The organism is Vibrio sp. 10N.247.311.14 (assembly GCF_041467715.1).
In the GTDB taxonomy this organism is placed as follows: Bacteria; Pseudomonadota; Gammaproteobacteria; order Enterobacterales; family Vibrionaceae; genus Vibrio; species Vibrio crassostreae_C.
In genome coordinates, this window is sequence record NZ_JBFSVE010000044.1 from 22308 (window position 1) to 46664 (window position 24357).

Annotated in this window: 21 protein-coding genes; 16 read left to right on the forward strand and 5 right to left on the reverse strand. The window is 43.3% G+C overall.

What is annotated here, in order from left to right:
* Nucleotides 1-73: 73 nt before the first annotated feature.
* The 3 genes from AB6F11_RS15700 to AB6F11_RS15710 are packed head-to-tail and all read left to right on the forward strand — an operon-like array spanning nt 74 to nt 3786.
* Nucleotides 74-1465, forward strand: coding sequence for a replicative DNA helicase (locus AB6F11_RS15700; RefSeq protein WP_016767560.1), 1392 nt, complete (start codon nt 74-76; stop codon nt 1463-1465).
* Nucleotides 1466-1471: 6 nt separating this feature from the next.
* Nucleotides 1472-2557, forward strand: a complete 1086-nt coding sequence (gene alr, locus AB6F11_RS15705; RefSeq protein ID WP_017063183.1) for an alanine racemase — start codon at nt 1472-1474, stop codon at nt 2555-2557.
* A 23-nt stretch (nt 2558-2580) separates the two neighbouring features.
* On the forward strand, nt 2581-3786 hold the full coding sequence (locus tag AB6F11_RS15710; RefSeq protein WP_102394618.1) for a BamA/TamA family outer membrane protein: 1206 nt from the start codon (nt 2581-2583) through the stop codon (nt 3784-3786).
* A 117-nt stretch (nt 3787-3903) separates the two neighbouring features.
* Here the strand turns inward: AB6F11_RS15710 and AB6F11_RS15715 are convergent, their stop codons facing one another.
* Nucleotides 3904-4323 carry a secondary thiamine-phosphate synthase enzyme YjbQ gene (locus AB6F11_RS15715; RefSeq protein WP_017059938.1) on the reverse strand — a complete coding sequence of 140 codons (420 nt, stop codon included), beginning with the start codon at nt 4321-4323 and terminating at the stop codon, nt 3904-3906.
* 326 nt (nt 4324-4649) lie between these two features.
* Here AB6F11_RS15715 and pgi point away from each other — a divergent pair, with 326 nt between their 5' ends.
* A complete protein-coding gene (pgi, locus tag AB6F11_RS15720; RefSeq protein ID WP_017065622.1) occupies nt 4650-6302 on the forward strand; it encodes a glucose-6-phosphate isomerase in 1653 nt (550 codons plus the stop codon).
* A 148-nt stretch (nt 6303-6450) separates the two neighbouring features.
* Here the strand turns inward: pgi and AB6F11_RS15725 are convergent, their stop codons facing one another.
* Together AB6F11_RS15725 and zur are read right to left on the reverse strand one after the other, a co-directional pair.
* Nucleotides 6451-6912 (reverse strand): chemotaxis protein CheX, encoded by a 462-nt coding sequence (locus tag AB6F11_RS15725; RefSeq protein WP_017059940.1) that lies wholly within the window; start codon nt 6910-6912, stop codon nt 6451-6453.
* Nucleotides 6913-6929: 17 nt separating this feature from the next.
* Nucleotides 6930-7388 (reverse strand): zinc uptake transcriptional repressor Zur, encoded by a 459-nt coding sequence (zur, locus tag AB6F11_RS15730; RefSeq protein ID WP_017059941.1) that lies wholly within the window; start codon nt 7386-7388, stop codon nt 6930-6932.
* Nucleotides 7389-7821: 433 nt separating this feature from the next.
* Here zur and AB6F11_RS15735 point away from each other — a divergent pair, with 433 nt between their 5' ends.
* From AB6F11_RS15735 to AB6F11_RS15755, 5 genes are all read left to right on the forward strand, one after another.
* Nucleotides 7822-8031, forward strand: a complete 210-nt coding sequence (locus tag AB6F11_RS15735; protein WP_017059942.1) for a hypothetical protein — start codon at nt 7822-7824, stop codon at nt 8029-8031.
* A 24-nt stretch (nt 8032-8055) separates the two neighbouring features.
* Nucleotides 8056-9210 (forward strand): hypothetical protein, encoded by a 1155-nt coding sequence (locus AB6F11_RS15740; RefSeq protein ID WP_102394619.1) that lies wholly within the window; start codon nt 8056-8058, stop codon nt 9208-9210.
* A 216-nt stretch (nt 9211-9426) separates the two neighbouring features.
* Nucleotides 9427-10902 (forward strand): glycerophosphodiester phosphodiesterase, encoded by a 1476-nt coding sequence (locus tag AB6F11_RS15745; protein ID WP_102394620.1) that lies wholly within the window; start codon nt 9427-9429, stop codon nt 10900-10902.
* Nucleotides 10903-10945: 43 nt separating this feature from the next.
* The gene (locus tag AB6F11_RS15750; protein WP_017059945.1) at nt 10946-13309 is read left to right on the forward strand and encodes a hypothetical protein; all 2364 of its coding nucleotides are present in this window, start codon (nt 10946-10948) and stop codon (nt 13307-13309) included.
* Nucleotides 13310-13394: 85 nt separating this feature from the next.
* The gene (locus AB6F11_RS15755; protein ID WP_346762954.1) at nt 13395-13529 is read left to right on the forward strand and encodes a hypothetical protein; all 135 of its coding nucleotides are present in this window, start codon (nt 13395-13397) and stop codon (nt 13527-13529) included.
* Nucleotides 13530-13720: 191 nt separating this feature from the next.
* Here the strand turns inward: AB6F11_RS15755 and AB6F11_RS15760 are convergent, their stop codons facing one another.
* Both AB6F11_RS15760 and AB6F11_RS15765 read right to left on the reverse strand, forming a co-directional pair.
* Nucleotides 13721-15733 carry an RNA-binding domain-containing protein gene (locus AB6F11_RS15760; RefSeq protein ID WP_102394621.1) on the reverse strand — a complete coding sequence of 671 codons (2013 nt, stop codon included), beginning with the start codon at nt 15731-15733 and terminating at the stop codon, nt 13721-13723.
* Between the two features lie 45 nt (nt 15734-15778).
* On the reverse strand, nt 15779-16843 hold the full coding sequence (locus AB6F11_RS15765) for a site-specific integrase (RefSeq protein WP_102394622.1): 1065 nt from the start codon (nt 16841-16843) through the stop codon (nt 15779-15781).
* A gap of 104 nt (nt 16844-16947) precedes the next feature.
* On the opposite strand from AB6F11_RS15765, the gene dusA reads away from it, so the two are divergent.
* The 7 genes from dusA (at nt 16948) to AB6F11_RS15800 (ending at nt 24101) form a co-directional block, all read left to right on the forward strand.
* Nucleotides 16948-17952, forward strand: a complete 1005-nt coding sequence (gene dusA, locus AB6F11_RS15770) for a tRNA dihydrouridine(20/20a) synthase DusA (protein ID WP_019822275.1) — start codon at nt 16948-16950, stop codon at nt 17950-17952.
* A 206-nt stretch (nt 17953-18158) separates the two neighbouring features.
* Nucleotides 18159-18380, forward strand: a complete 222-nt coding sequence (gene pspG, locus AB6F11_RS15775; RefSeq protein ID WP_017059950.1) for an envelope stress response protein PspG — start codon at nt 18159-18161, stop codon at nt 18378-18380.
* Nucleotides 18381-18515: 135 nt separating this feature from the next.
* Nucleotides 18516-19184 carry a TIGR04219 family outer membrane beta-barrel protein gene (locus AB6F11_RS15780; RefSeq protein WP_102394625.1) on the forward strand — a complete coding sequence of 223 codons (669 nt, stop codon included), beginning with the start codon at nt 18516-18518 and terminating at the stop codon, nt 19182-19184.
* A 201-nt stretch (nt 19185-19385) separates the two neighbouring features.
* Nucleotides 19386-19616 (forward strand): hypothetical protein, encoded by a 231-nt coding sequence (locus AB6F11_RS15785; RefSeq protein ID WP_004735813.1) that lies wholly within the window; start codon nt 19386-19388, stop codon nt 19614-19616.
* Between the two features lie 123 nt (nt 19617-19739).
* Entirely contained in the window at nt 19740-21605 is a 1866-nt protein-coding gene (locus AB6F11_RS15790) for an assimilatory sulfite reductase (NADPH) flavoprotein subunit (RefSeq protein ID WP_102394623.1), read from the forward strand.
* Complete coding sequence (gene cysI / locus AB6F11_RS15795; protein WP_102394624.1) at nt 21605-23332, forward strand: assimilatory sulfite reductase (NADPH) hemoprotein subunit; 1728 nt, start codon at nt 21605-21607, stop codon at nt 23330-23332. The genes AB6F11_RS15790 and cysI overlap by 1 nt, the downstream gene beginning before the upstream one ends.
* Complete coding sequence (locus AB6F11_RS15800; RefSeq protein ID WP_017059954.1) at nt 23325-24101, forward strand: phosphoadenylyl-sulfate reductase; 777 nt, start codon at nt 23325-23327, stop codon at nt 24099-24101. The genes cysI and AB6F11_RS15800 overlap by 8 nt, the downstream gene beginning before the upstream one ends.
* Nucleotides 24102-24357: the final 256 nt, after the last annotated feature.

Genomic DNA, 24357 nt, shown 5'->3' on the forward strand with positions numbered 1-24357 from the left:
CATAGGATCGGATTACAAACGGATGTTCTTGGGTATAATGAACGATCATTATTAGTTATTGAGTGTAGTCATAGTGGATACCAAAAGTCAGAAATCAGCCAACGATCAGGTGGACGCCATCAAGGTCCCGCCACATTCATTAGAAGCTGAGCAATCTGTTATTGGCGGTTTGTTATTAGATAACGAACGCTGGGATACAGTTGCCGAAAAGGTTGTGGCCAAAGACTTTTATAGCCGTCCTCACCGTCTGATCTTTGAAGCGGTAAAGGATATCCTTGAAGAAAGTTCTCCTCTGGATCTTATTACACTCTCTGAACATTTAGAGCTGCGTGAGCAACTTGAAGAAGTGGGTGGCTTTGCTTACCTTGCTGACTTAGCGAAAAACACACCAAGTGCCGCAAACATCAATGCGTATGCGGATATCGTAGCGCAACGTGCACTTGTTCGTAGCCTGATTGGTGTCGCGAATGAGATTGCTGATTCTGGTTATGACCCTCAAGGTCGTACATCGGAAGAGCTGGTTGATCTTGCTGAAAGTAAAGTCTTCGCGATTGCCGAAGGCCGTGCAAGTGAAAACGAAGGTCCACAAAACGTTGATAGCATTCTAGAGAAGACGCTAGAACGTATCGAGATCCTATACAAAACGCCGCAAGATGGTGTGACAGGTGTCGATACTGGCTTCAACGACCTCAACAAGAAAACAGCAGGTCTACAAGGCTCTGACTTAATTATTGTTGCTGCTCGTCCATCGATGGGTAAAACCACATTTGCGATGAACTTGTGTGAAAACGCGGCGATGAAGCAAGACAAACCGGTTTTAATCTTCTCGCTAGAGATGCCAGCCGAACAGCTGATGATGCGTATGCTTGCGTCACTTTCTCGCGTAGACCAAACCAAGATTCGTACTGGTCAGCTAGATGATGAAGATTGGGCTCGTATCTCGTCGAGTATGGGTATTCTGATGGATAAGAAGAATATGTATATCGATGACAGCTCGGGTCTAACGCCAACAGAAGTGCGTTCTCGTGCTCGACGTATCGCTCGTGAACACGATGGTATCTCTATGATCATGATAGATTACCTTCAATTAATGCGTGTACCTTCGTTATCTGATAACCGTACTCTTGAAATCGCCGAGATTTCTCGCTCATTGAAAGCGTTAGCAAAAGAGCTCAACGTTCCGGTTGTGGCACTTTCTCAGCTTAACCGTTCCCTAGAGCAACGTGCTGATAAGCGCCCAGTAAACTCGGATTTGCGTGAATCAGGTTCGATTGAGCAAGATGCCGATTTGATCATGTTCATCTATCGTGATGAGGTTTATAACCCAGATAGTTCCTTGAAAGGCATTGCTGAGATCATCCTTGGTAAGCAACGTAACGGTCCGATCGGTTCTGTTCGTCTTACGTTCCAAGGCCAACACTCCCGATTTGATAACTATGCAGGCCCTGCATTTGATGATGAGTAATCGCTAATGACTTACATGAAAGCGGCGACGGCGAGCATTGACTTAAACGCGCTCGAACATAACCTGAACCAGATAAAGTCGAAGGCTCCTCAGTGCAAGGTCATGTCTGTTGTGAAAGCCAATGGCTACGGACACGGCTTACTGCATATAGCCAAGCATTCAAAAAGCTCTGATGCTTTTGGTGTGGCGCGTATTGAAGAAGCGTTACAACTTCGTGCTGGTGGCATTGTTAAACCTATTTTGTTGCTGGAAGGATTTTACTCTTCGGGCGATTTGCCAATCTTGGTGACCAATAACATTCAAACGGTGGTGCATTGTGAAGAGCAATTAAGCGCGCTAGAGAATGCGGATTTGGAAACACCCGTTGTGGTATGGCTAAAAGTCGACAGTGGTATGCACCGATTAGGTGTTCGCCCTGAGCAATACCAAAACTTTGTTGAGCGTTTGCATCAATGTGCGAATGTTGCCAAACCTCTACGTTACATGAGCCACTTCGGTTGTGCTGATGAACTGGATAGAGCAACCACCGTTGAACAGACAGAGCTTTTCTTGTCGCTTACTGAAGGTTGTGAAGGGGAGCGTTCACTTGCTGCCTCTGCGGGTTTACTCGCTTGGCCAGACAGCCACCTTGATTGGGTTCGTCCGGGAATCATATCTTACGGTGTCTCTCCATTTGTTGATAAATCAGCGCAAGAGCTTGGATTTTTGCCTGTGATGACCCTGACCTCACACCTAATTGCCGTTCGCGATGTGAAAGCCGGTGAAAGTGTGGGTTATGGCGGAAACTGGACCAGTGAACGTGATACCAAGGTTGGTGTTATCGCGATTGGTTACGGTGATGGTTATCCTCGTACTGCACCTAACGGTACTCCAGTGTTCGTTAACGGTCGAAAAGTACCGATCGCAGGACGTGTATCAATGGACATGCTAACGGTTGATCTAGGCCCTGATGCGGCAGATAAAGTCGGCGATGAAGCGACTCTGTGGGGTAAAGGTTTACCTTCAGAAGAAGTGGCTGAACATATCGGCACTATCGCTTACGAGTTAGTCACTAAGCTGACTTCGCGTGTTGCGATGGAATATGTGAAGTAATCATGGATCTTGATAAGTAAATTATGTTCAAGCGAACGACTCGAAGCTGGCTAATGTCTGCAATGACATTACTCGGTGTCAGCTTTTCTTCTTCCGCTGTGAGTGAAGAAAAAGATTCAGCCTTTGTTCCTTTCTACTTCAGCACCGAAACCATGGGTAACACCTTTGGGGTTGCGGGTGTCGCAAAGGGTGTTTGGCAACCTCAAGCCGCTCTGTTTGGTATGGCACTCTATTCAGACAAAGACAGTTACGTCGGTTTTCTATCGGCTTTTAACTATGCCTTGTCTGAGAACGTATTGTTTAGCACTCAGATGTATCAAGCGCGCTTCAACGACAACCCGTATTACATTGGTTCTCAAGGCGATAATGATTCATCTATCGATGACAAAACCATTGCTGATGGCTTAGAGCAAAACTATCAGTTTGAGTTTAAGTATTTGCTACCTTGGGGCAACGTTGCAGAACACGGTTTACTCGGTGCTTTTCAGCCAATCAAAGATGTGAGCTTTGCTTCGCCAATCGAATCGGGTGTCAGTTCGATTCTATTTACGCCTTTTTATACTGCTCGTGAGTTGGAAGGTTTAAATAATACCGAGGAGGCAACAGGCTTTAGTTTGGCGTTTAATTGGGATAACCGTGATAGCACACGCAACCCGACCAGAGGTTCTCAAACTAACCTTGAGTTCACCACTGGCGCAGAGAGTTGGTCTAACGATGACTTGTGGCTTAAGTGGACCTTCCAAAATAGCCAGTACTTCGCTTTAGGTCCTCTAGGGGACCTGTTCGATCAACAAGTTTTAGCATTTGATTTCTATACCGCTGACACGCCAACGTGGGATAACTGCTCTGGGCAAGATTGTGCTCGCCCACCAGAAACGGAGCAAGCTCGATTGGGTGGCTTGTATCGTTTACGAGGTTATACCGGAGGTCGTTATCACGGTCGCTCTGCAGTTCATTATTCTGCTGAGTACCGAGTACTTCCTGACTGGCAACCACTTGGCGATATCCCACTGATAAACTACTACGATTTGCCTTGGTGGCAATGGGTAGCGTTTGCTGAATTAGGGCGCGTTGCCGATGAGTACGACATCAAAACACTGCACTCGGACATGAAATGGAGCTTAGGTGGCGCGGTGCGTTTCCAAGTGGAAGGCATTGTTGTTCGTGCTGAGTTGGCGCGAGGTGGTGATGAAGGGACCTTTAGGGTTATGATAAACCAGCCCTTCTAAACCTTTCGGCCTACAGTAGGCCAAATACTATTTTTATAAGAGTGGTCGTGGAAGCACACCACTCTTTTTTATTAACAAGATATTGTTTTTATTAAGGAGATCTTGTTTTCAAGCAGTCTACTCACCTTGCATCGTAGCAATCACAGTTCGGCTTCCACCACAATCTCGGTGCTCTCCTAAGTAAATACCCTGCCATGTTCCTAAAGCTAAACGACCATTGCTAATTGGTATTGTCACACTGGTGCCAAGTGTCGATGCTTTAATGTGGGCAGGCATGTCATCATCACCTTCATAGGTGTGTCTGTAGTAGGGCGCTCGCTCTGGGACAAACTTATTAAAGTGCGACTCCATATCGGTACGGACGGTAGGATCAGCGTTCTCGTTTAGCGTGAGGCTGGCAGAGGTATGTTGGATAAAAAGATGTAATAAACCAACAGATAGAGAATTGATATCGTGTATCTGTTGTTCAATTTCATCAGTAATGAGATGAAATCCACGCTTTCGTGCATTTAGGTGTATAGTCTTCTGAATCCACATACGCCATCCTTTATAATGTATTTGGAAAAAAAGTGGTTTAACGCTATCTTTTGAACTTGAATTTATCAGGTATCGCTCACATTTAATTATGTTAGAGCTAGAGTCTGTACCGATTCTTCTGTCAGGAAATCTAATCCTGATTTATCTCAAGGTACAGCTCTTCATATGCGGCATAATACGTCGTGAAAAAAAATTACAAAGAATCTTTCAGTGGTGACGCGGTTTGGTCATCACAGAAAAATATAAACTTTCGCCTAATCGGGGGTTCTATTCATCACCCAGGTGACGTTTAGAATAAAACCTACAGTAACATCGGGATAGATACCATGTTGAAAAATATCAACCCAACGCAAACACAAGCGTGGAAAGCTCTAACGGCACATTTTGAGTCTGCTCAAGATATGGATATGAAAGAGCTGTTTGCTCAAGATGCAAAGCGTTTCGAGAGCTTTTCTACTCGTTTCGGTTCTGACATCTTAGTGGATTACTCTAAGAACCTTATCGATGCTGAAACTATGCAGCACCTATTTGCTCTTGCGAACGAGACTGAAGTTAAGTCTGCAATCGAAGCAATGTTCGGTGGTGATGCAATCAACAAGACTGAAGGTCGTTCAGTACTTCACACTGCTCTACGTAACCGTAGCGACAAGCCAGTAATGGTTGACGGCAAAGACGTAATGCCAGCAGTTAACGCTGTACTAGCAAAAATGGAACTGTTCACACACCGCATCGTTTCTGGTGAGTGGAAAGGTTACACAGGTAAAGAGATCACTGATGTTGTAAACATCGGTATCGGCGGTTCGGATCTTGGTCCATACATGGTGACTGAAGCACTAACGCCATACAAAACTCGCCTAAACATGCACTTCGTTTCTAACGTAGATGGCACTCACATCGTTGAGACACTTAAGCCTCTTAACCCAGAAACAACGCTATTCTTAGTGGCATCTAAAACATTCACGACTCAAGAAACAATGACTAACGCGCACTCTGCACGTGATTGGTTCTTGGCTGAAGCGGGTGACAACGCACACGTAGCTAAACACTTCGCAGCACTATCAACTAACGCAACTGCGGTAGCTGAGTTTGGTATTGATACTGACAACATGTTCGAATTCTGGGACTGGGTTGGTGGTCGTTACTCACTATGGTCTGCAATCGGTCTTTCTATCTCACTATCTGTTGGCTTCGATAACTTCGTTGAGCTACTAGAAGGTGCTCACGAGATGGATAACCACTTTGCTTCAACTGAGTTTGAAAGCAACATTCCAGTAATCCTTGCGCTTATCGGTATTTGGTATAACAACTTCCACGGCGCTGAGTCAGAAGCAATTCTACCTTACGATCAATATATGCACCGTTTTGCGGCTTACTTCCAGCAAGGTAACATGGAATCAAACGGTAAGTTTGTAGACCGTGAAGGTAACCCGGTAGAGTATCAAACTGGTCCTATCATCTGGGGTGAACCTGGTACAAACGGCCAGCACGCTTTCTACCAACTGATTCACCAAGGCACTAAGCTGATCCCATCAGACTTCATCGCGCCTGCTATCAGCCACAACCCAGCATCTGATCACCACCAGAAGCTAATGTCTAACTTCTTTGCTCAAACTGAAGCTCTAGCTTTCGGTAAGACAAAAGAGACAGTGGAAGCTGAATTCCTAGCGGCTGGCAAAACAGCTGAAGAAGTGGCTGAGCTTGTACCTTTCAAAGTATTTGAAGGTAACCGTCCAACGAACTCTATTCTTGTTAAGCAAATCAACCCTCGCTCTTTAGGTAACCTAATCGCGATGTACGAGCACAAGATCTTCGTTCAAGGCGTTATCTGGAACATCTTCAGCTTCGACCAGTGGGGTGTAGAACTTGGTAAGCAACTAGCAAACCAAATTCTTCCAGAGCTTGCTGACGATGCTCAAGTAACGTCTCACGACAGCTCAACTAACGGTCTAATCAACGCATTTAAAGCGCTTAAAGCTTAATTGAGTTGATAGCACCAAAAAAACGCCAACCTTCGGGTTGGCGTTTTTGTATCTGTAGAGCAAGCAATGGTTAAATCGCAGGTAATAAAAAAGGCTGGCATTATGCCAACCTTCTTTGATACTCAGTACTGCTAGAAATCAACAGCTGTTATTCGAAACAGATCTCGATGAAAGCATTACCCCATTGAGATGAAAAAGGCATGATGATGATTGCCCCATCACACTTGTGACGAATCGTATGACCTTTACCGGAAACCACGATTGGTGTTGCCATATCGAAGTCAAAACCGCTTTCCGCAAGAATACGTTTCGCACCGCCAGTCACCATGTTAGTGATTTCACCCACCATATCGGTCACTTCTTCGTTGAGGCCGTTTGGTCGTTCACCAAGCATGTTTTCCATGATTTCGAGAGCGAGACCTTCATCAAAGGTGATCGACATAGAGCCACGAGATTGTGTACCCACCATACCAATTAGGCCGGATACATCACCACGAGCGATTTCATCTTTCTTAACTCTCGGTTTTTGTGGCTTCAATTCTAGAGAAGCCATCGTTTTTAATACGTTCATCAAAGAAGCTAAAAACGGGTTTACAAATTCAGCGCGCATAATGTTCTTCTATAATCTTATTCTTTCATCTCGGAGGAGCAAGATTGGCAAATGCCATGCGATTCAATGACATGATTCGTCAATTGAAAGCCATGCTTCTCAGCGTTACTGGCGAGTAGGGTGACAAGCGCATCGTCCTGCAGTTCTATCACAGTGCCACATTTATCGCAGATCAGTAGTTGGGAGAAATGTTTGTTGGCATTGCAAGAGCAGCAGCATATGAAGCTATTGGTTGACTCAACTCTGTGAATGAAACCTTGCTCCAACAAGAAATCCAAAGCGCGATATACTGTAGGTGGCTTGGCTTGCGGTTCACTGACTTTCAACTGCTCTAATAATTCATAAGCACTGGAGGCTTTTTTATTAGAGAGGATGAGCTCAAACACTCGCTTTCTTTGAGGTGTTAATCTAACGCCTCGCGATGCGCATATCCCTTCAACTTGCTCTATTAATGTGTGGTCCAAATTTTTCACCATTCAATCGGACATCCCTAATCAAACCTTATTTCTAGGTTATTACGTTTTGGGAGCCAATGATTTCTATTAAAGTCAGGTACAGAGCGTATTGTGACCCACGACTTTGAATAAGACAAGGTAACTCAAAATGACAGTGTGACTCAAGGCATAACTGATTAATGAGGTTGAATTAGAGATCTGGTGAATAGGTTTATAAAAAAGTATGAGGTAAAGTTGATATGACATCTTCATTTGAGTTCAATTTAGCTCAATTAATTTTTCTTACAATAATGTGCTGTTTTAAATCACATTTCTTATCGCATATTGTTCCTTATTCGCTAAAGTCGATGCCTAATATAGACTAGAAGAAGACTATTGACCCCTCCTGTCAACATGAGCTTGTCATGGTGTATTGGAGTTTTAGTCTTTAATTTCAAATTCTTGGAGTTAAGCTGTGGAGCAAGTAAACAAAGAATCATTTCTGAAACTGTTGTCCATCTATAATCAAAGAGAAAAACGTTATCAACAACGTTTGGATGACTTTAAGGCCATGAGGGATAAGCTTGAAGAAGTGGAAGAACCAAGAGTTAAAAAAAATGAGCTATACATCAAACTGGCTATAGCCGCAGCTATTATTTTAGTCATCGCCTTTATCTTTATTTAAGTCGTCAAATTGGAAGGGAATAAAATGAAAAAGCATTTTGACGCTTTGGCTAAAGCTTCATTAGAAAGTAGTCATCTTAACCTTGGTGAATGGTATGAAAGCTATGGTTTAGCACTGCACTTATTCAAGTCTGATAGCAAAATTTACACAAAGGCGATGAAAAAGCGAGACGGTCATAAAAAGCACATTGCAAAATATATTGAACCTAAGTTACTCACCACGGAAGGAGTAACTGAGGAGTTTAAAAAAATAATGCGTTGGAAGACCTTTGTTGAACGATGGGACGCATATTACGAACCTATTGCAAAGCCTCAAGATCGCGTGCATCACTTGTCTGCAGTATTGGAGGCTTTGTCCGATGAAGATGTTCCACGAGCTTTAATCGAAATCGATAATTTGCCGGTTGACTACTTGATCAACGATACTTTTTGGGGCGAGGTCATTCTCTTTATCGTTGCCGCAAGATCAGGAGATCAAGAGCAGGCCCGATCAATAACGCAAGGACTGTACAACATGGCGCAGAGCGATCACAACACAGCGTTACTTAGCCATTTGTTACCAGCTTTATGTAAGAAATATTTAGATGAAGAGTATTATCCATGGCAAATGAAGGCTCGTGTAGTGAACTGGAATGGAGAAACTTATCATTGTGTTCCGGTATTAATACACAACTTTGATGCTTTTGGTGGTCAAGAGTACATAAACCATACTCCTGTCAGACAACGTGCTCGCGTTGAAAGAAAACATAGCGTGGATTACGTGTATTCTACAGACCGTTATGGAAACCGAGGTCAAAGCATCGCGAGTGCGACTGCTAATGTTGGAATCGCCGTAGCGAGTGCGACAGGTAAAGTTATCGGCCATACTTTGCTTTTGGGCGCCGCAGGGGCGATATATCTAGCGTTAGCCGGTAAGATTCGAGTAAATCACTACAATAATTCCAATCATAAGATAGTCTTAAATCGTAAGACCGAGATGCCTGTCAATTCGTGTGGTTATATCGTGACTAAACAGAACAGTACTATTGAACCATGGCAGGATGAAGAGGGGAGCGAAAGCATAGACAATAGCTTTTCGTTTTTGAACTTCACAGATGGTTTGGCTTATCCATGTCGAAAGGGGTATGACATCCCAGATGAACAAGGGCTTATTCAATTATTATTTGATGAAATAATGTAATCATGATTTGTATTTATGAGTTTTTGAGCCTTTGCTTTCAATCAAATTAAACCATTAAATACGTCCACTCCAACAACATATCAACAATCGAAATCAATGGTTGGAGTCATCATATATTAGCACTTTGCGGTCTCCGTGCTTGGAGGCCGACTTTGTCGTGCTCAGCGTGTGAAACCCAGTTATGTCACATATAAGCTACCAACGGATAAGGATCTCATGTTTTCACCACCTTCACGTGTAACCACGCTTTCAAGAGGGCTGCTTGTCACTACTATTGCTCTTATTCAGGGATGTTCATCTACAGATAAAGTAACACCACCACAACCAACCTTGGAGCGAGGGCTTGGATTACCTGCAGATGCAAAACTAATCTCGAATCATAACTCAGCAGAGGGGCGAGAAATGTTTCGTGATATGCAGTTGGCGTTAAAATCGCGCAATCTTTATCAAACCATGGGAGGGGATATCTCTTACATCAAAGGACAGTGCCCTATTGATGTTATCGCCCACCGTGGCAGCTCTAATTATGCTGAAAACTCTCGTAATGCGATTCAAATGGCGGCGGTAAGTGGTTTTGATGGAGCAGAAATTGATGTGATGCTGACGCGTGATAAAGATTGGGTTGTACATCACGACATAGAAACAGGAAGAGCAACCGCTCGTAGTGATGGTAAGCGATATCGCGTGAGTCGTATGAAGAGTAGTGAGTGGAACTCTCTGAGTGGAAGGAGCCCTGACGGAACATTAGATGGGTATCGTCCCGCTTATTTCAATGAAGCCGTGAATGATTGGTACCATTACGCAACGATTGAACAACCCCTTAATATTGAAATAAAAACATCAGATGGCTCCATGGAAGATTTGTTTAAACTCGACGAAATGGCCAGACAAAGTCTCCCCTATAGAAACTATTTTTATTCATCAATGGATATGGACGTTCTGAAAAAAATGCGGGAAATCAATCCAAGTGTTTATCTTGGGTATGTATGGGAGCCTCATTCGGCGTCGGTTGCTAAATTTAAAAAAGATGCAAAGCGAGGCATGGGTTCTGATGATTATTATCAGAAAAATAAAAAGAATATCGATCGCGCCTTTGCTATGGAGGGGCGTTATCGTAAGCATAAGCCCAAACATTCCGCTAAAACGGTAAAACGAATACTTGGCCCCAATAGTGGATTACATGTTGATATAAGAAGTTACCGACAATATGCGACAATTTACAGCCGTGCGAAAGCGCAAGGCATGAAGGTGGTGACTTATACGATTAACGGAACGGATTACCACCAAGATCAATTGGTCTCGTTAGCTAAGGCAGGTCGACCTCTGCCAGATGAGGCGATCATGGATACCAGTAAGTTCTCTATTTGTCAGCAGCTTGCTCCACAGCTTGTCGTTCAATCAAATGGCTACCAACCCACAACGTTAGCAGGCGAAACCGTTGCTGGCCTACCCAATGACGCTGATTTTCACCGACTCTATGAACAAATAGATTACCTCAAAGATGGCCATTACATCACTAACCGAGGTCTCATTAGGAGTGTGTCATATTCCAAGCCTGCTAGCGTGAAAGGTGTGAAAAAAAGAACGCAAACAACGCAGAGCGCGAAGCCAGCAGTGCTGTTTGATATTCAAGATGAAGATTTAAATTTAAGTAACGATGCGATCAGCATTTCGATGCCGACAGAAAAATGATGTTTGATGAGAACAGGGATAGACAAATTATGGAAGCGTTAAGATGAAACCAGTTCCTAGCCAGGACGTAATAACCACAAATAATAAGAAGCCGAAATGGTTGGCTGTTTTGTTGTTTTTTTGTTCACTTCTTTATCTTTTTCCTGAAGTCGCTTTCAACGCCAAGTTGGTTGAAATTGCGGGTGGAATCGATGTTAGTGATGCTCAATTACATAAAACGGAGCTATTTGGCCGAACCATCTCAGGGATCGGGGTGACTTTAATTGTTGCGGATTTTCTACTTAAAGGATGGCTGACCACGACGAAGTTTCGCGCTATTTCATCGTTGGTCGTGATTACAGCTTTGGTTTGGCCAACGGTTTTTTTTGGTCAAAAGGCGGTAATAGATAAATGGTTGATTGAACCGAGTAGTGCAAAGCAGAGACAGGAGGCTTTCTTTTCCTCTGTACTGCGATCTAGTTTAGCGATGAATGCGATTAATATCGAAGGGATCCCTTATAACTCAGAGGCGAGTACCGAGTCGTCAGAAATGACTTTTCTCGCTTTGATCGGTGGGTTGGTTTACAGCAATGATGCATTCTTAAGTCATATTGATGATAAGAAAGTTCAAATTTTGGATCGTTATATTCAAAATCGAGCAAACGCCAATTTCGATGAGCACTATGCGAACTATAAAGTATTACGGAGTGAAGTTCAGCAATCGTGGCATCAATATCAAAAACATGTTGGGGCGTATAATCAGACGGTAGAGTCTCGCCATCAAAAGGCCAATCAAGCGTGGGAAGAGGTCGAGTCGACCGTCGCGACGGGGTATCGTGATTATCAACAGGCGAGTAAGGCCTATTTAACGAGAGCAGAGGCGAGAGCACAAAGAGTTGCACAACCTATTTTTGACCTATTTGATGATAAAGAACGCTGTTATAAACGCAAAGGAAGCTCAAGAGCCAATTGTATCAGCCGCATTGAAGATCGCTATGAACGCTTATTAAAAGATAACTCGATTCCCCACCAACCGATGGATTATTGGTTAGAGAAAACCTTTCGACGAACGAAAGGTGAAACATCTTGGGGGGAAGCATTCGGTTCTCTAGGCTTATCAGTTATCCAAGCCGGTATTGAGCAGGCGACAGGGCAAGCTGGAGAAGCCATTCAAGATAAAACGTATACCAATAGTGTCGCTCATTACACACCACGAATACTGGCAGTGTGGCAAAAACAGTTCTTAAAAGAGACCGGTTATCCTATGGGAATCGACTCTATGTCGGAGTTTCGCTCCCACTCTACAACAGCAAGTAAGGTTCGTACTCAAGTTCATCGAAAGGGGATCCATTTAGACTCCAATTGGCAAATAAACCAAATTAGCGTGTTTAAAAATGCAGTCAGAAACAAAGTTATGAAGGACACCAAAGCTCGTTGGCATGCCGAGGCAAAGCAGCGGGGTTACGACATTGAACCGAACTTATCTTGGAATGATTTTCAAAAAGTAGCCGAAGTTCAGCAACAAATAAAGAATCGTATGGGCGAACGTTATTACGTCGAGCCCATGATGGCGACGTGGAATAATAAGCAATTTTACCAACAGGTTATTGTTCCAAATGTGAGGCGTGAGAGAGATTATTGGCTAGGTTATATTGAGGCGTCACGCGCTCAGTTTGCTGATGATGGCCCTTATGCTGAACAAGGCAAAGCGGCATTGCGTTCTATCATTGTGCCGCCAATATCAATGGGACTATCGCTATTTCTCGTTGTCCTAACGGTGTTTAAGCTGCCAGGAAAATTTATCGTGTTGATGAATTACCATAAACCACGGCCAGCACCGAACTTGAAGAGCAAGGCTCTGAATATAGGCAGCTCGTTTATCGTCATATTCGTTATTCTTGTTGTGCCTGTGAATGTATTTTCATCCAAGTACACTCAAACGGACTCAACGATTGGCTTTTTCTTAGAGCAAGTCAGTGACACACTATCTCCGTCGGCTTCTTATGCCGTTCGTTGGGTGATACATACTCAACCGTTGATTCACCCACTTGGCGCTCAAATAGACAAAAGTATGCGTATTACTGATGGGTTTTCTACCTCTTTGGAGCATTCGGTAGCGGAGTTGGATGGTGTTTTTGCTCGTTATTTAACTCAGCGTGCTGAGAGCGAACCGGTGAGTTCAGCTAAAAACAATAATGAAGCCCAAACGGAGTTTCCTATGTACATCAATTCAAATGCACAGAACCAACCGGGTTTTAAGGTTCGAATAATGAATATTAAGCCTAGGTACCAAGCCGGTATGCGATTGCCAGAGGGTAATTATGATGTTGAGGTCCGTGCCAATGGATACCAACCAAAGCGTTTATGGGTAAAGCACAGTAAAGGAAAAGCCTCTCACCGAATCGAACTTGAAAAGTTGGTTATTTAAGTCCGCGTCATAGAAAGTGAACAGAAGAAAATGATCTGCTCCTTCCACTAAAAAGGGTTTAGCGTTACTTGGCGCGGGAGCTGCTTTGGTATCTGGTCACCCTGAACTTATCACCGCGAGCGTATCGGCAGACGGTGTTCAATTCGGTGGCATTATTGGCGCAAGTGCTCCAATAGTATTTGGCCTGTGGGAAACCCTACGCAATGAATTTAAGGGTTAGCTATGAGCGAGTTACAAATTTTGCCCCTGCTATCTCAGCTGGGGCTTAAGCCTGTGGAAATAGTACTCTTAGGAATGCTTTGGCAGAACATCAGAAGTACTAATGTATTAATGGATAAGCTCGTTAAAAAAGTTAATGACCTAGAAATGAAGTTCAATCAATTATCTAGGTTTTATTGAGATTATTGAGTCTTAGTTTTTTACCGTATAACTTTGCATTGGATTATTCGGAGTATTTGGAAAGGCCATTTTGAGTAAATCCTCATTAATCATAGGTTTCAAATGACTTTGTCGTATGTTTTGGCTAGTTCGGTTAACTAACTTTGCTAACTCTCCAATTGGTATATATTGGTCTTTACATAATGATATCAAGATGTTTCGCATATCCTCTGGGGCTAACCTCTTATTTTCCATGGCAAGCTTGGCAATACCCTCTAAGTGCTCTTTAAAGCTAGGCTCAAGCTTATTAATATCATCCACGAATGGGCGTTCAAAGCGTTCAGAAATAATGCGACCTTGTACATCTCTCTTTTCTTCGTTTGGCAATTGTTTTGTGTTATGCGTTAAGCCTGTTTCGTTATGCGTTAAGCTATCGTCGTTGTGCGTTAAGCTACCGTAGTTTTGCGTTGAGTTGCTATCTAGGGTTAACGCATTTAACTCAAGTGAAGGTGCGAAAACTTCATCAGGTGTAGGTAATGATACCCCCGGAAGTGTGTAAGACTTTTGTTTCTGTTCACCGTTAGAAACTAAAAAACCTTTAGTTTCTAATTTTGGTAGAGTTAATGTTACTTCACGTGAGTGCTTGGTTGTTAGTTGGCAAGCTCGTTCATGATTGATCCAGCCTTCGATTGCAGCTGTAGCTACAATTAACTGTTCAAAGTCTCCTAAAGCATTAAACTTATAGTCAAAGATTTGTAGTAGTTTAGCGCGAGTAGCATCTGGTATTAAACTTGCGGTAGATAGTTCAAGTATAGTTTGAGGCGGAGTTGGTTTTTCCCATAATTTTGGTGTGCGCCAATTGACAGATTTCCAACCGCTGAATATTTTGGGCATACCTGATCCAGCACGTTCACCTAAGCCAATCAGAAGAAACATTTGGTGTAAAAGTCGGTTTCGGCAATCACTAACGCCGCCTGCTATCACATCTTCAAGTGGTATTCTCATGAGCCCAGGGTTTCGGAACCCGAACATATCAGGACGTTTGACGATTAGAATAGATACACGATCTGTAAAGTCTGAATGGACAATACTATTGACGAGAGCTTCACGCAGAGCAATGTGAACTGGTGTGTCTGCTTTTCGTTGACCAGCTTCGACTTCAAAAGGAACTTTGATTTCTGAGGATAGCTTTCCATATACTTTACGGTAGAAATCAAAAAGATTACCTGACCAAGTACCGTCGGGACAAACACGGTCAACCCATCTGAGTTCTGTCTTTGCCTCTGGCCGTTCTTGAAAATCAACAAAGTAATTCGGAGCGGCTGCGGAAATTGCTTCCCAGTTACCAAACATCAGAACACCTGCGAGAGTAAGCCCTTCTTTACCATTCTCTCTGTTTTTGATCCACCCACCTATTTTTTTAAATAGGTCGAAAAGTTCATATTCAAGGTAAGGATGCTGTGGACTATGAGCAGCCAGCAAGTTGCGATAGGTTTTAAGGCTATCTATATTTATATCCTCAATAAAACTGTAATGTTCGGAGAGGATTTCACTATCTCGGCTGTCATAGAGTTGTTCAGCTATCATTCGTTTGACAGTTTCGTTATCACACTTACGATCTCCATCATGAATTCGCATGTAAGTGTTACCAAAAGGCGTCTTTTTGAGGTGCACTGGTTTTTGGTTTCGCGTAGCTGGAGGTATATGAATTGCCATAACAGGCTTGCTTTTGAGCTGAACTATTTGTACATCATCATCTGATATGACGTTGGCGCTAACACGATCACGATCATTCAATTGATTAAACAAGTCAATTTTTACTTTCTCTGGCTCAGCGACACCCACAGGAATAAACTCTTGATTGAGCTCTTGGACTCCAAGTATTACCCAACCACCTCTACTGTTAGCCATAGCTGAATAGGACGACCAGAAGTCTTTTGGTAATGCTCCTTTACCATCTCTGCCTCCTGCCAATTTAAACTCAACTTGATTTGACTCCGACAGTGTTTCTAGGTCGAGGATGTCATTGATGGTGGTAATGCTCATGCTAATCCTGATATTTGACTCAATCTGTAAGTATGATACTTCTTGTTATTTGGAATGCAATTTGTGTGGGTATAATTGCGTATAAACCTGCCACAATATATTCAAATTCCGATGACCAGTAACTTGAGCAACCTCTTCGATTGAGTAGCCTTTTTCAAACAGCCTGCTAGCGCCCTCTCTTCGTAGGTCGTGATACCTTAAATCTTCAATGCCTAATTCGTTTCTAACTCGCTGAAAGCCTGCGCTCACACTACGTGAGTTGTACGGGAAAATGAGTTCGCCTTTGTTCGGTTGTTTAAGTGCGATCTCGAATGATTCACCAAGTAACGGAACAATCATGTGATTGCCATCTTTCTTCCTTGGGTCTTTTCTATCTCTAACGAGTATCGTTTTATGTTCTTGGTTGAGATCTTCCCAACGCAGCTTGCAGACTTCACCAATTCGCATACAAGTAAGAATGCTGAACTCAAGAATGTCAGTGAATGGGATTCGAGTTGTACCGTTTGGCCGGAAAGACTCACGTTGCTCTAATCCAAGTTTTAAAAGCTTCAGTTCTTCAGAAGTAGGGCGACGTGTTCGTTTCTGACTCTTACCAACTAACCCCATATCAATCAGAACTGGGACGGCTTCATCAAATATCTGGTGATTGGTGTCGATGTTGAAGACAGGCTTAGACTTTTTCATTACAGAACGTAGGTAAGCAATATCATGATAAATCGTTGCGGGTTTGGCTCCTGCACCTCTTCTGTTTTTACAGTGCTCGATTAAGTCGCTAGTTCGTAGCTGATTACTCTCAACTTGGGCGATGTCGCAATCCCTAAGCATCTTAATCACATAGCGTTTGGTGCGGCCTGTATTGTCCCAAAGATCTCTTTCGGCCATGAATAAATCGAGGAGTACCGAAAGGGGGACTGTTTTTGGCTGATTTAGTACCCCTTGAGCCTCTAGTTCAGCTACCCTTTTTTTACCCAAAGCTTTAGCGAGCGCTTTCTTTTTTAGAGTTTTGCTTTCCCTGTGTATAATGCGCGAATTCTTTTTAACGATGATTGTTACCTTGAACCTTGGTTCACCGCTTTTTAGCTTTCTGGTCTCGATGGTATAACTTGCCATTGTCCAACTCCTAAAGGGGTACTTGAGGGGTACTACAGGAAGTAATTCCGTTTAATTCTAGGTAATTAACTGTATGTTTGTACAGTATTAATTGAGACTGAATCATGACAAACACTAATAAAACCAGTAAATACGCTAGTAACCGACTTTCTGTTGCACCCATGCTCGATTGGACTGACCGCCACTGTCGTTACTTTCACCGTTTGCTTTCTCAGCAGACTCTTCTGTACACGGAAATGGTAACAACGGGCGCGATCTTACATGGTAAGGGCGACTTCCTAGAATATAACGAGCAAGAACATCCTCTTGCACTTCAACTCGGTGGTTCAAACCCGGTTGATCTTGCTGCTTGTGCCAAGCTTGCTGGTGAGCGTGGTTACGATGAAGTGAATCTTAACGTAGGTTGCCCTTCAGACCGAGTTCAGAATGGTCGATTTGGTGCATGCTTGATGGCTGAGCCCGAGTTGGTGGCAGATTGTGTTTCAGCGATGAAAGAAGTCACTGATATTCCAATTACCGTGAAAACGCGTATCGGTATCGATGACCAAGACTCTTATGAGTTTCTAACTAAGTTTGTTTCGACGGTTTCTGAAAAAGGTGGCTGTGAGCAATTTACTATTCACGCGCGTAAAGCGTGGTTGAGTGGCCTTAGCCCGAAAGAGAACCGTGAGATCCCACCGCTAGATTATGATCGTGCATACCAAATCAAGAAAGATTTCTCTGATCTGGTGATTGCCGTGAATGGTGGCATTACTACTCTTGAGCAAACTAAGGAGCACTTGCAACACCTTGATGGTGTGATGATTGGTCGTGAGGCTTACCATAGCCCATTTATTTTGGCTGAAGTTGATCAACAGATCTTTGGTTTAGACACTCCAATTAAGAAGCGCTCACAGGTTGTCGAAGAGATGTACCCGTACATCGAGCGTGAACTTTCAAATGGCGCAAGCTTAGGTCACATATCTCGTCACATGCTTGGTTTGTTTCAAAGCATGCCTGGTGCAAGACAATGGCGTCGCTACATCAGTGAAAACGCACATAAGAAAGGTGCAGGTATTGAAGTGATGCAAACAGCATTGGCTAAGATCCCTAAAGAGCTAAATGTTTAAGCTCCCTCTAAGTTAAAAACTTAAGGTTAAATTCGCCACTAGAGGTTAAATTTACCACTATAAGTTTCCGAAAAGCCACGCATGAAGATGTGTGGCTTTTTATTTATCTGATAAATAAGGATTTTATAGGGTTGGCATACTTGGTATGGAAGCTGCAATGTTAGAAAGTAGGAAAGATAGGTCATTAACTCATTAGGGAGACCATTATGTTTGAATTAATATTTGTTCTTATTTTCGTTGCGACTCTACTTGTCACTGGTATCACGTTTATGACGGTATTGGCTGCAACCGGAGTAGCGTTATTAGTCATGTTGGTCTTAGGTATGATGGGGGTCGTGTTTAAGTTACTGCCTTGGTTGATCGTGATTGCAATCGGTGTGTGGTTTTTCAAAAACTTTGTACACAGTTCTAACCAAAGACGTTACTAAGATCATGGTGTCGTCAAATCTTTGATCGTCAGCGGTTTATCGTTTGAGAATTTAAGATGTGTGATAGAATTTTCCCCAATAATCTATGAATGTGCATACAATTAGCACAACGATATGGAATTGGAGCTATCTCAAATGAATAAAATGCCATTAATTGCTTTAGTGGGAATGCTATCTTTAAGTTCAGCAGTGTCTGCTGAAGAAGAGTTTTCTTACACGGCTAAAGTCGGTGCCGATATGTGGTGGGGAAGTACAAAGCTAAACGAAGTTAGACAAGATGATGACTCTAACTCACCTTCGTTGTATTTCGCATTTGAGCATAATGCCCCGATGCTACCAAACGCTAGCTTTCGCTATACTTCTGTTGATGCAGATTCATTGGCTTTCGATAAGTACGATTACACCTTCTATTACACGTTGTTAGATCACAAGCTGATGAACTTCGATGCGGGTGTGACGTTTACTCAGTATTCAAACTCGAATTACATCGAACCGAAAACGGGTGGCGCTCAAACAAGCTTTGATGAATTCACTTGGAGCTTCTACGGTAACGCAGAGATCAACGTTCCTGACACCAACTTCGATATCATTGGTACGATGGAGTTTGGTGATAGCAGTGGTATTAAGAGCACTGACTTGATGGCGGGTGTTCAGTACCGAATTCCAGTATCAGAATCTGAAATTGCCCTGCGTGGTGGTTACCGTGTTATCGATTTAGATTCGGATGAGTTCTTTAGCTCAGAACTAGGCAAGAGCTTTGTCATGGTCGATGGCTGGTTTGCTGGTGCTGAAGTGCGCTTCTAGGCCATATAAAGTAAATTTAGAGCGAATTTTAAGAACGCCACTTTATTAAGTGGCGTTTTTTATATCTATTGGTTACTTGAGTATATATCTTTCTGGAATTAGTTAGCACATTCATCACTTTCGACCATCCTTAATACAGAGAGCCAATTTGCGTCTATTCTTATAAGGTCTATGTAGTGAGGTCAAAGCAAGGGATGGAATATGACACTCAATGAATTACGAAATTTATATAGAGAAAACCTGTTAGTTGAAGCTATCATAGAGCCCTCAATTCAAGAAGGGTCTTGGGTTGTGGAGTTTCGCCATATGGGAGGTGGCTTTGTTCTGCTTACTGATGTTCATGGTGAAGAGTGCCATTACGCGGATTTAGACCTAGCATCTAAATCGGCAATGGCGGTTGGCTTTCAGCAAGTGCGTATTGAAAACCAGTAAGTCAATTTGCGTTTCAATCGGTTTTTACTTCCAAAAAGTTATAAAACATACTTTTCTATTCTTTCTTGTTATTAAAAGGAGTGGTTAATCTATCGTCACGCAATGATTAGGGATGTCGTGACCATGTCTTTAAATAAGAAAGAGTCTTCACAAAATAATAATGCACAGTCTGGGGCTAATGAGTTACCTGGGCTAGCAGCACCACTTAATGACCAACAATTGGGTCATCTTCAGCAAACTGTTTCTGAACTGTCTTCACAGCAACTGGCATGGGTCAGTGGTTACCTTTGGGGAGTGAGCCAAGCTCAGCCTGTCGGTGCTGCTGCGCCAATCGCTCAAGCGGCCGCCGCAGTAGCGGCTAAGCCAGCGGGTAAGCTCAGCATTATCTTCGCTTCTCAAACCGGTAATGCTAAAGGCGTCGCTGAATCGCTAGAGGCAGAAGCAAAAGCCTTAGGTATTGCTGTCGAGCTTTTCGATGCAAGTGATTATAAAGGTAAGAACCTAGCCAAAGAGACACACGTCATTTTTGTGGCTTCAACCAATGGTGAGGGCGAAGCCCCTGATAACGCTATTGAGTTGCATGAATTCCTACAATCGAAGAAAGCGCCAAAATTATCAAACCTACAATACGGTGTGATTGGTTTAGGTGACTCAAGCTATGAGTTCTTCTGCCAAACGGCTAAAGACTTCGATAACTTCCTCGCTAAGCTTGGTGCTAAATCGTTTGTCGACCGTCTTGATTGTGATGTTGATTACGAAGAATCAGCAACGGAATGGCGCGCTAAAGCATTAGAGCAAGTAAAAGAGACGCTATCGACAGGCACTGAAGCCGATGTGGTTCAATTACCAGTCGGTCAAGCGGCCGCCGGTCATTCGCAATACACCAAACAAAACCCATACACCGCGACACTATTGACGAGCCAAAAGATCACCGGTCGTGATTCGGGCAAAGATGTTCGTCATATCGAGATTGATCTTGATGAGTCGGGCATTACCTACCAACCCGGCGATGCGCTAGGCGTATGGTATGAAAACAGTTCAGAACTCGCAAATCAGATTCTTTCTAAGGTTGGGTTATCGGGTATCGAAAGTGTCGATGTCGATGGTGAGAATCTATCTATCCATAGTGCGCTAGTGAGTAAATTTGAGATTACCACTTCAAACCCTCAACTTGTGACTAAGTTTGCTGAGTTATCGGGCAGCAAGAAGTTAATCAAGCTGGTGGAAGATAAAGACAAGCTTCGTGAATACGCGGGTAATACTCAAGTTGTCGATGTTTTAGCTGAGAAGAAAACTAAGCTATCGGCTGATGAGTTAATTGGCCTGTTACGTAAGCTGACACCGCGTCTCTATTCTATTGCATCAAGCCAAGCAGAAGTAGATGAAGAAGTTCACTTGACGGTTGGTTTGGTTGAATACCAAAAAGGCGAAGAGTCTCGTTTAGGCGGAGCTTCTAGCTTCTTAGCTCAACGTCTTGAAGAGGGTGGTGAAGTGAAGGTGTTTGTTGAGAACAACAATAACTTCAAGCTACCACAAGACGACAATACACCAATCATCATGGTCGGCCCGGGTACCGGTATCGCACCGTTCCGCAGTTTTGTTCAAGAGCGTGAAAACAATGATGCTGAAGGAAAAAGCTGGTTGTTCTTTGGTGACCGTACCTTTACTCAAGATTTCTTATACCAAGTTGAATGGCAAAAGTACCTCAAGTCTGGCGCGCTAACTAAGCTCGATGTTGCCTTTAGCCGTGACCAAAAAGAAAAGGTTTATGTTCAGGATCGTTTAATCGAACAAGCAGAGCAGGTGTGGCAATGGCTGCAAGAGGGCGCGTACCTCTATGTCTGTGGCGATGCGACTCGAATGGCTAAAGATGTTCATGAAGCGTTAGTTTCGATAGCGGAAAAGCATGGCAACCAGAGCCGCGAGCAAGCTGAACAATATATTAATGATTTACGTAAAGCGAAACGTTACCAAAGGGATGTGTACTAATGAGCAAGCAAGTAATAGAGCAAGAAGTGCTAGGTCAAGTACTTGGACCTTTGGCTGACAATGAGCGTCTTAAGCGTGAAAGTAATAACCTACGCGGTACGATTGAACAAGATCTCCAAGACCGCATAACAGGTGGCTTTACTGCTGATAACTTTCAGTTGATTCGTTTCCACGGTATGTATCAACAAGACGACCGTGATATTCGTAACGAACGTACCAAACAAAAGCTCGAACCGTTACATAACGTCATGCTTCGTGCTCGTATGCCTGGTGGCATCATTACCCCTAAGCAGTGGTTGGCGATTGATAAGTTCGCAGACGAAAGTACCTCTTACGGTTCAATTCGTCTAACAACTCGTCAAACGTTTCAGTTCCACGGTGTCTTGAAGCCGAACATTAAGTTGATGCACCAAACGCTAAATAGCATTGGCATTGATTCAATTGCGACAGCGGGTGATGTAAACCGAAATGTTCTATGTACGACAAACCCGGTTGAATCTGAACTTCATCAAGAAGCTTACGAGTGGGCGAAAAAGATCAGTGAACATCTATTACCGAAGACTCGTGCTTATGCAGAAATCTGGTTAGATGGTGAAAAACTAGAAACAACGGATGAAGAACCTATCCTTGGTAGCAACTACCTACCGCGTAAGTTCAAGACGACGGTTGTCATTCCTCCGCAAAATGATGTGGACGTCCATGCTAACGATCTTAACTTTGTTGCTATTGCTGAAGACGGAAAGCTGGTGGGCTTTAATGTGTTAGTCGGTGGCGGTCTTGCTATGACACATGGTGATACCTCTACTTATGCACGTAAAGCTGACGACTTTGGTTTTGTGCCATTAGATAAAACGTTAGATGTAGCAGCGGCGGTGGTAACGACTCAGCGTGACTGGGGTAACCGTTCAAACCGTAAGAATGCAAAAACCAAATACACACTAGACCGTGTTGGTATTGATGTATTCAAAGCAGAAGTAGAAAAGCGTGCAGGCGTAGAATTTTCTGAAAGCCGTCCTTATGAGTTTACTGGCCGTGGTGATCGCATTGGTTGGGCGGAAGGCATTGATGGTAAGCACCACTTGGCGTTATTCATCGAGAATGGTCGTTTACTTGATTTTCCGGGTAAAGCTCTGAAAACAGGTGTTGCTGAAATAGCGAAGATCCACAAAGGTGACTTCCGCATGACTGCAAACCAAAACCTAATTGTTGCGGGTGTGTCGACGAGTCAAAAGGCCAAGGTTGAAAAACTGGCGCGTCAATATGGCTTGATGGATGATGCTGTTTCAGAGCAACGTAAAAACTCAATGGCGTGTGTGGCTTTCCCAACATGTCCTTTAGCAATGGCAGAAGCTGAGCGCTTTCTTCCTGAGTTTGTAACGGATGTTGAAGACATTCTGAAAAAACATGGATTACCAGAAGAAGATAACATCATCCTTCGAATCACAGGTTGTCCAAACGGTTGTGGTCGTGCAATGTTGGCTGAGCTTGGTTTAGTCGGCAAGGCTCCGGGGCGTTACAACATGCACTTAGGTGGCAACAAAGCCGGAACTCGTATCCCTAAGATGTATAAAGAGAACATCACTTCAGCTCAGATCTTAGAAGAGATTGATTCGCTGGTGGGACGTTGGGCTACGGAACGTAACGACAATGAAGGGTTCGGTGATTTTACAATCCGAGCTGGCATCATCGAAGAGGTGATAATTTCAAAGAGGGATCTGCATGCATAATTCTGTCGCTTCAAAACTGAAGTTAGCAGAGCTACTCGCATTGACTAAGACGGAGCAAATACTTCGTCTTGGACAAATCAACGCAGAGTTAGAGCAGCTAACCGCATTAGAAAGAGTTAAGTGGGCTTTAGATAATTTAGAAGGGACACATGTTGTGTCTTCTAGTTTCGGAATCCAAGCAGCATTGATGTTGCACCTAGTGACCCAAGCAAAACCAGATATTCCGGTTATTTTGACTGACACAGGGTATCTATTTCCGGAGACCTATCGCTTTATTGATGAGTTAAGTCAGAAGTTGACTCTAAACCTTCAAGTCTTTCGCGCCCAACAGAGCCCTAATTGGCAAGAAGCGCAATATGGAAAACTTTGGGATCAAGGTATAGAAGGGATAGAGAAGTACAACAAGCTTAATAAAGTTGAACCGATGAGAAGAGCGTTGGATGAGCTCGAGGCTGGGACATGGTTTTCCGGTTTAAGAAGAGAGCAATCTCAATCGCGTGCAAATTTGCCAATCTTATCTATCCAAAATGGTGTGTTTAAATTTTTGCCGGTAATCGATTGGACGAATAAAGATGTTCACTATTACCTAGAAGAGCATGGTCTCGGTTATCACCCGCTTCGAGAGCAGGGTTACCTTTCTGTTGGAGATACACATACAACTAAGAAGTGGGAACCGGGTATGACTGAAGAGGAAACTCGTTTTAATGGGTTGAAACGCGAATGTGGTCTCCATGAAGATGATGGAGAGCAATATGGTTCTGGGATTTAGACTCGTTGCCATTTAAAAAGCTGCCATGAGGCAGCTTTTTTGTTTTCTAGGATGAAAATCAGAGCAATTGTGGATAAGTCTGTGGTTATTTTGTAAGTACTCTGTAGTTAAACTTACACAAATAAGGCTTTGAGTGTTTATTCGCCATGTAATCGTTATTTTTGCATCTTTCTTTAATAAACACTTGCCAATGTGATGAATATCTCTATAATGCCGCCTCACTGACACGGCAGACGCCACAAGGCTTCAGCGAGAA

Bases quoted from the DNA above. Each gene is read 5' to 3' on its own strand.
- AB6F11_RS15785 (WP_004735813.1), top strand. From the start codon at position 19,386: ATGACACTCAATGAATTACGAAATTTATATAGAGAAAACCTGTTAGTT.
- AB6F11_RS15725 (WP_017059940.1), bottom strand. From the start codon at position 6,912: ATGCGCGCTGAATTTGTAAACCCGTTTTTAGCTTCTTTGATGAACGTA.
- AB6F11_RS15790 (WP_102394623.1), top strand. From the start codon at position 19,740: ATGTCTTTAAATAAGAAAGAGTCTTCACAAAATAATAATGCACAGTCT.
- dusA (WP_019822275.1), top strand. From the start codon at position 16,948: ATGACAAACACTAATAAAACCAGTAAATACGCTAGTAACCGACTTTCT.
- AB6F11_RS15715 (WP_017059938.1), bottom strand. From the start codon at position 4,323: ATGTGGATTCAGAAGACTATACACCTAAATGCACGAAAGCGTGGATTT.
- zur (WP_017059941.1), bottom strand. From the start codon at position 7,388: ATGGTGAAAAATTTGGACCACACATTAATAGAGCAAGTTGAAGGGATA.
- alr (WP_017063183.1), top strand. From the start codon at position 1,472: ATGACTTACATGAAAGCGGCGACGGCGAGCATTGACTTAAACGCGCTC.
- AB6F11_RS15765 (WP_102394622.1), bottom strand. From the start codon at position 16,843: ATGGCAAGTTATACCATCGAGACCAGAAAGCTAAAAAGCGGTGAACCA.
- AB6F11_RS15800 (WP_017059954.1), top strand. From the start codon at position 23,325: ATGCATAATTCTGTCGCTTCAAAACTGAAGTTAGCAGAGCTACTCGCA.
- AB6F11_RS15710 (WP_102394618.1), top strand. From the start codon at position 2,581: ATGTTCAAGCGAACGACTCGAAGCTGGCTAATGTCTGCAATGACATTA.
- AB6F11_RS15760 (WP_102394621.1), bottom strand. From the start codon at position 15,733: ATGAGCATTACCACCATCAATGACATCCTCGACCTAGAAACACTGTCG.
- pspG (WP_017059950.1), top strand. From the start codon at position 18,159: ATGTTTGAATTAATATTTGTTCTTATTTTCGTTGCGACTCTACTTGTC.
- AB6F11_RS15780 (WP_102394625.1), top strand. From the start codon at position 18,516: ATGAATAAAATGCCATTAATTGCTTTAGTGGGAATGCTATCTTTAAGT.
- AB6F11_RS15740 (WP_102394619.1), top strand. From the start codon at position 8,056: ATGAAAAAGCATTTTGACGCTTTGGCTAAAGCTTCATTAGAAAGTAGT.
- AB6F11_RS15750 (WP_017059945.1), top strand. From the start codon at position 10,946: ATGAAACCAGTTCCTAGCCAGGACGTAATAACCACAAATAATAAGAAG.
- cysI (WP_102394624.1), top strand. From the start codon at position 21,605: ATGAGCAAGCAAGTAATAGAGCAAGAAGTGCTAGGTCAAGTACTTGGA.
- pgi (WP_017065622.1), top strand. From the start codon at position 4,650: ATGTTGAAAAATATCAACCCAACGCAAACACAAGCGTGGAAAGCTCTA.
- AB6F11_RS15745 (WP_102394620.1), top strand. From the start codon at position 9,427: ATGTTTTCACCACCTTCACGTGTAACCACGCTTTCAAGAGGGCTGCTT.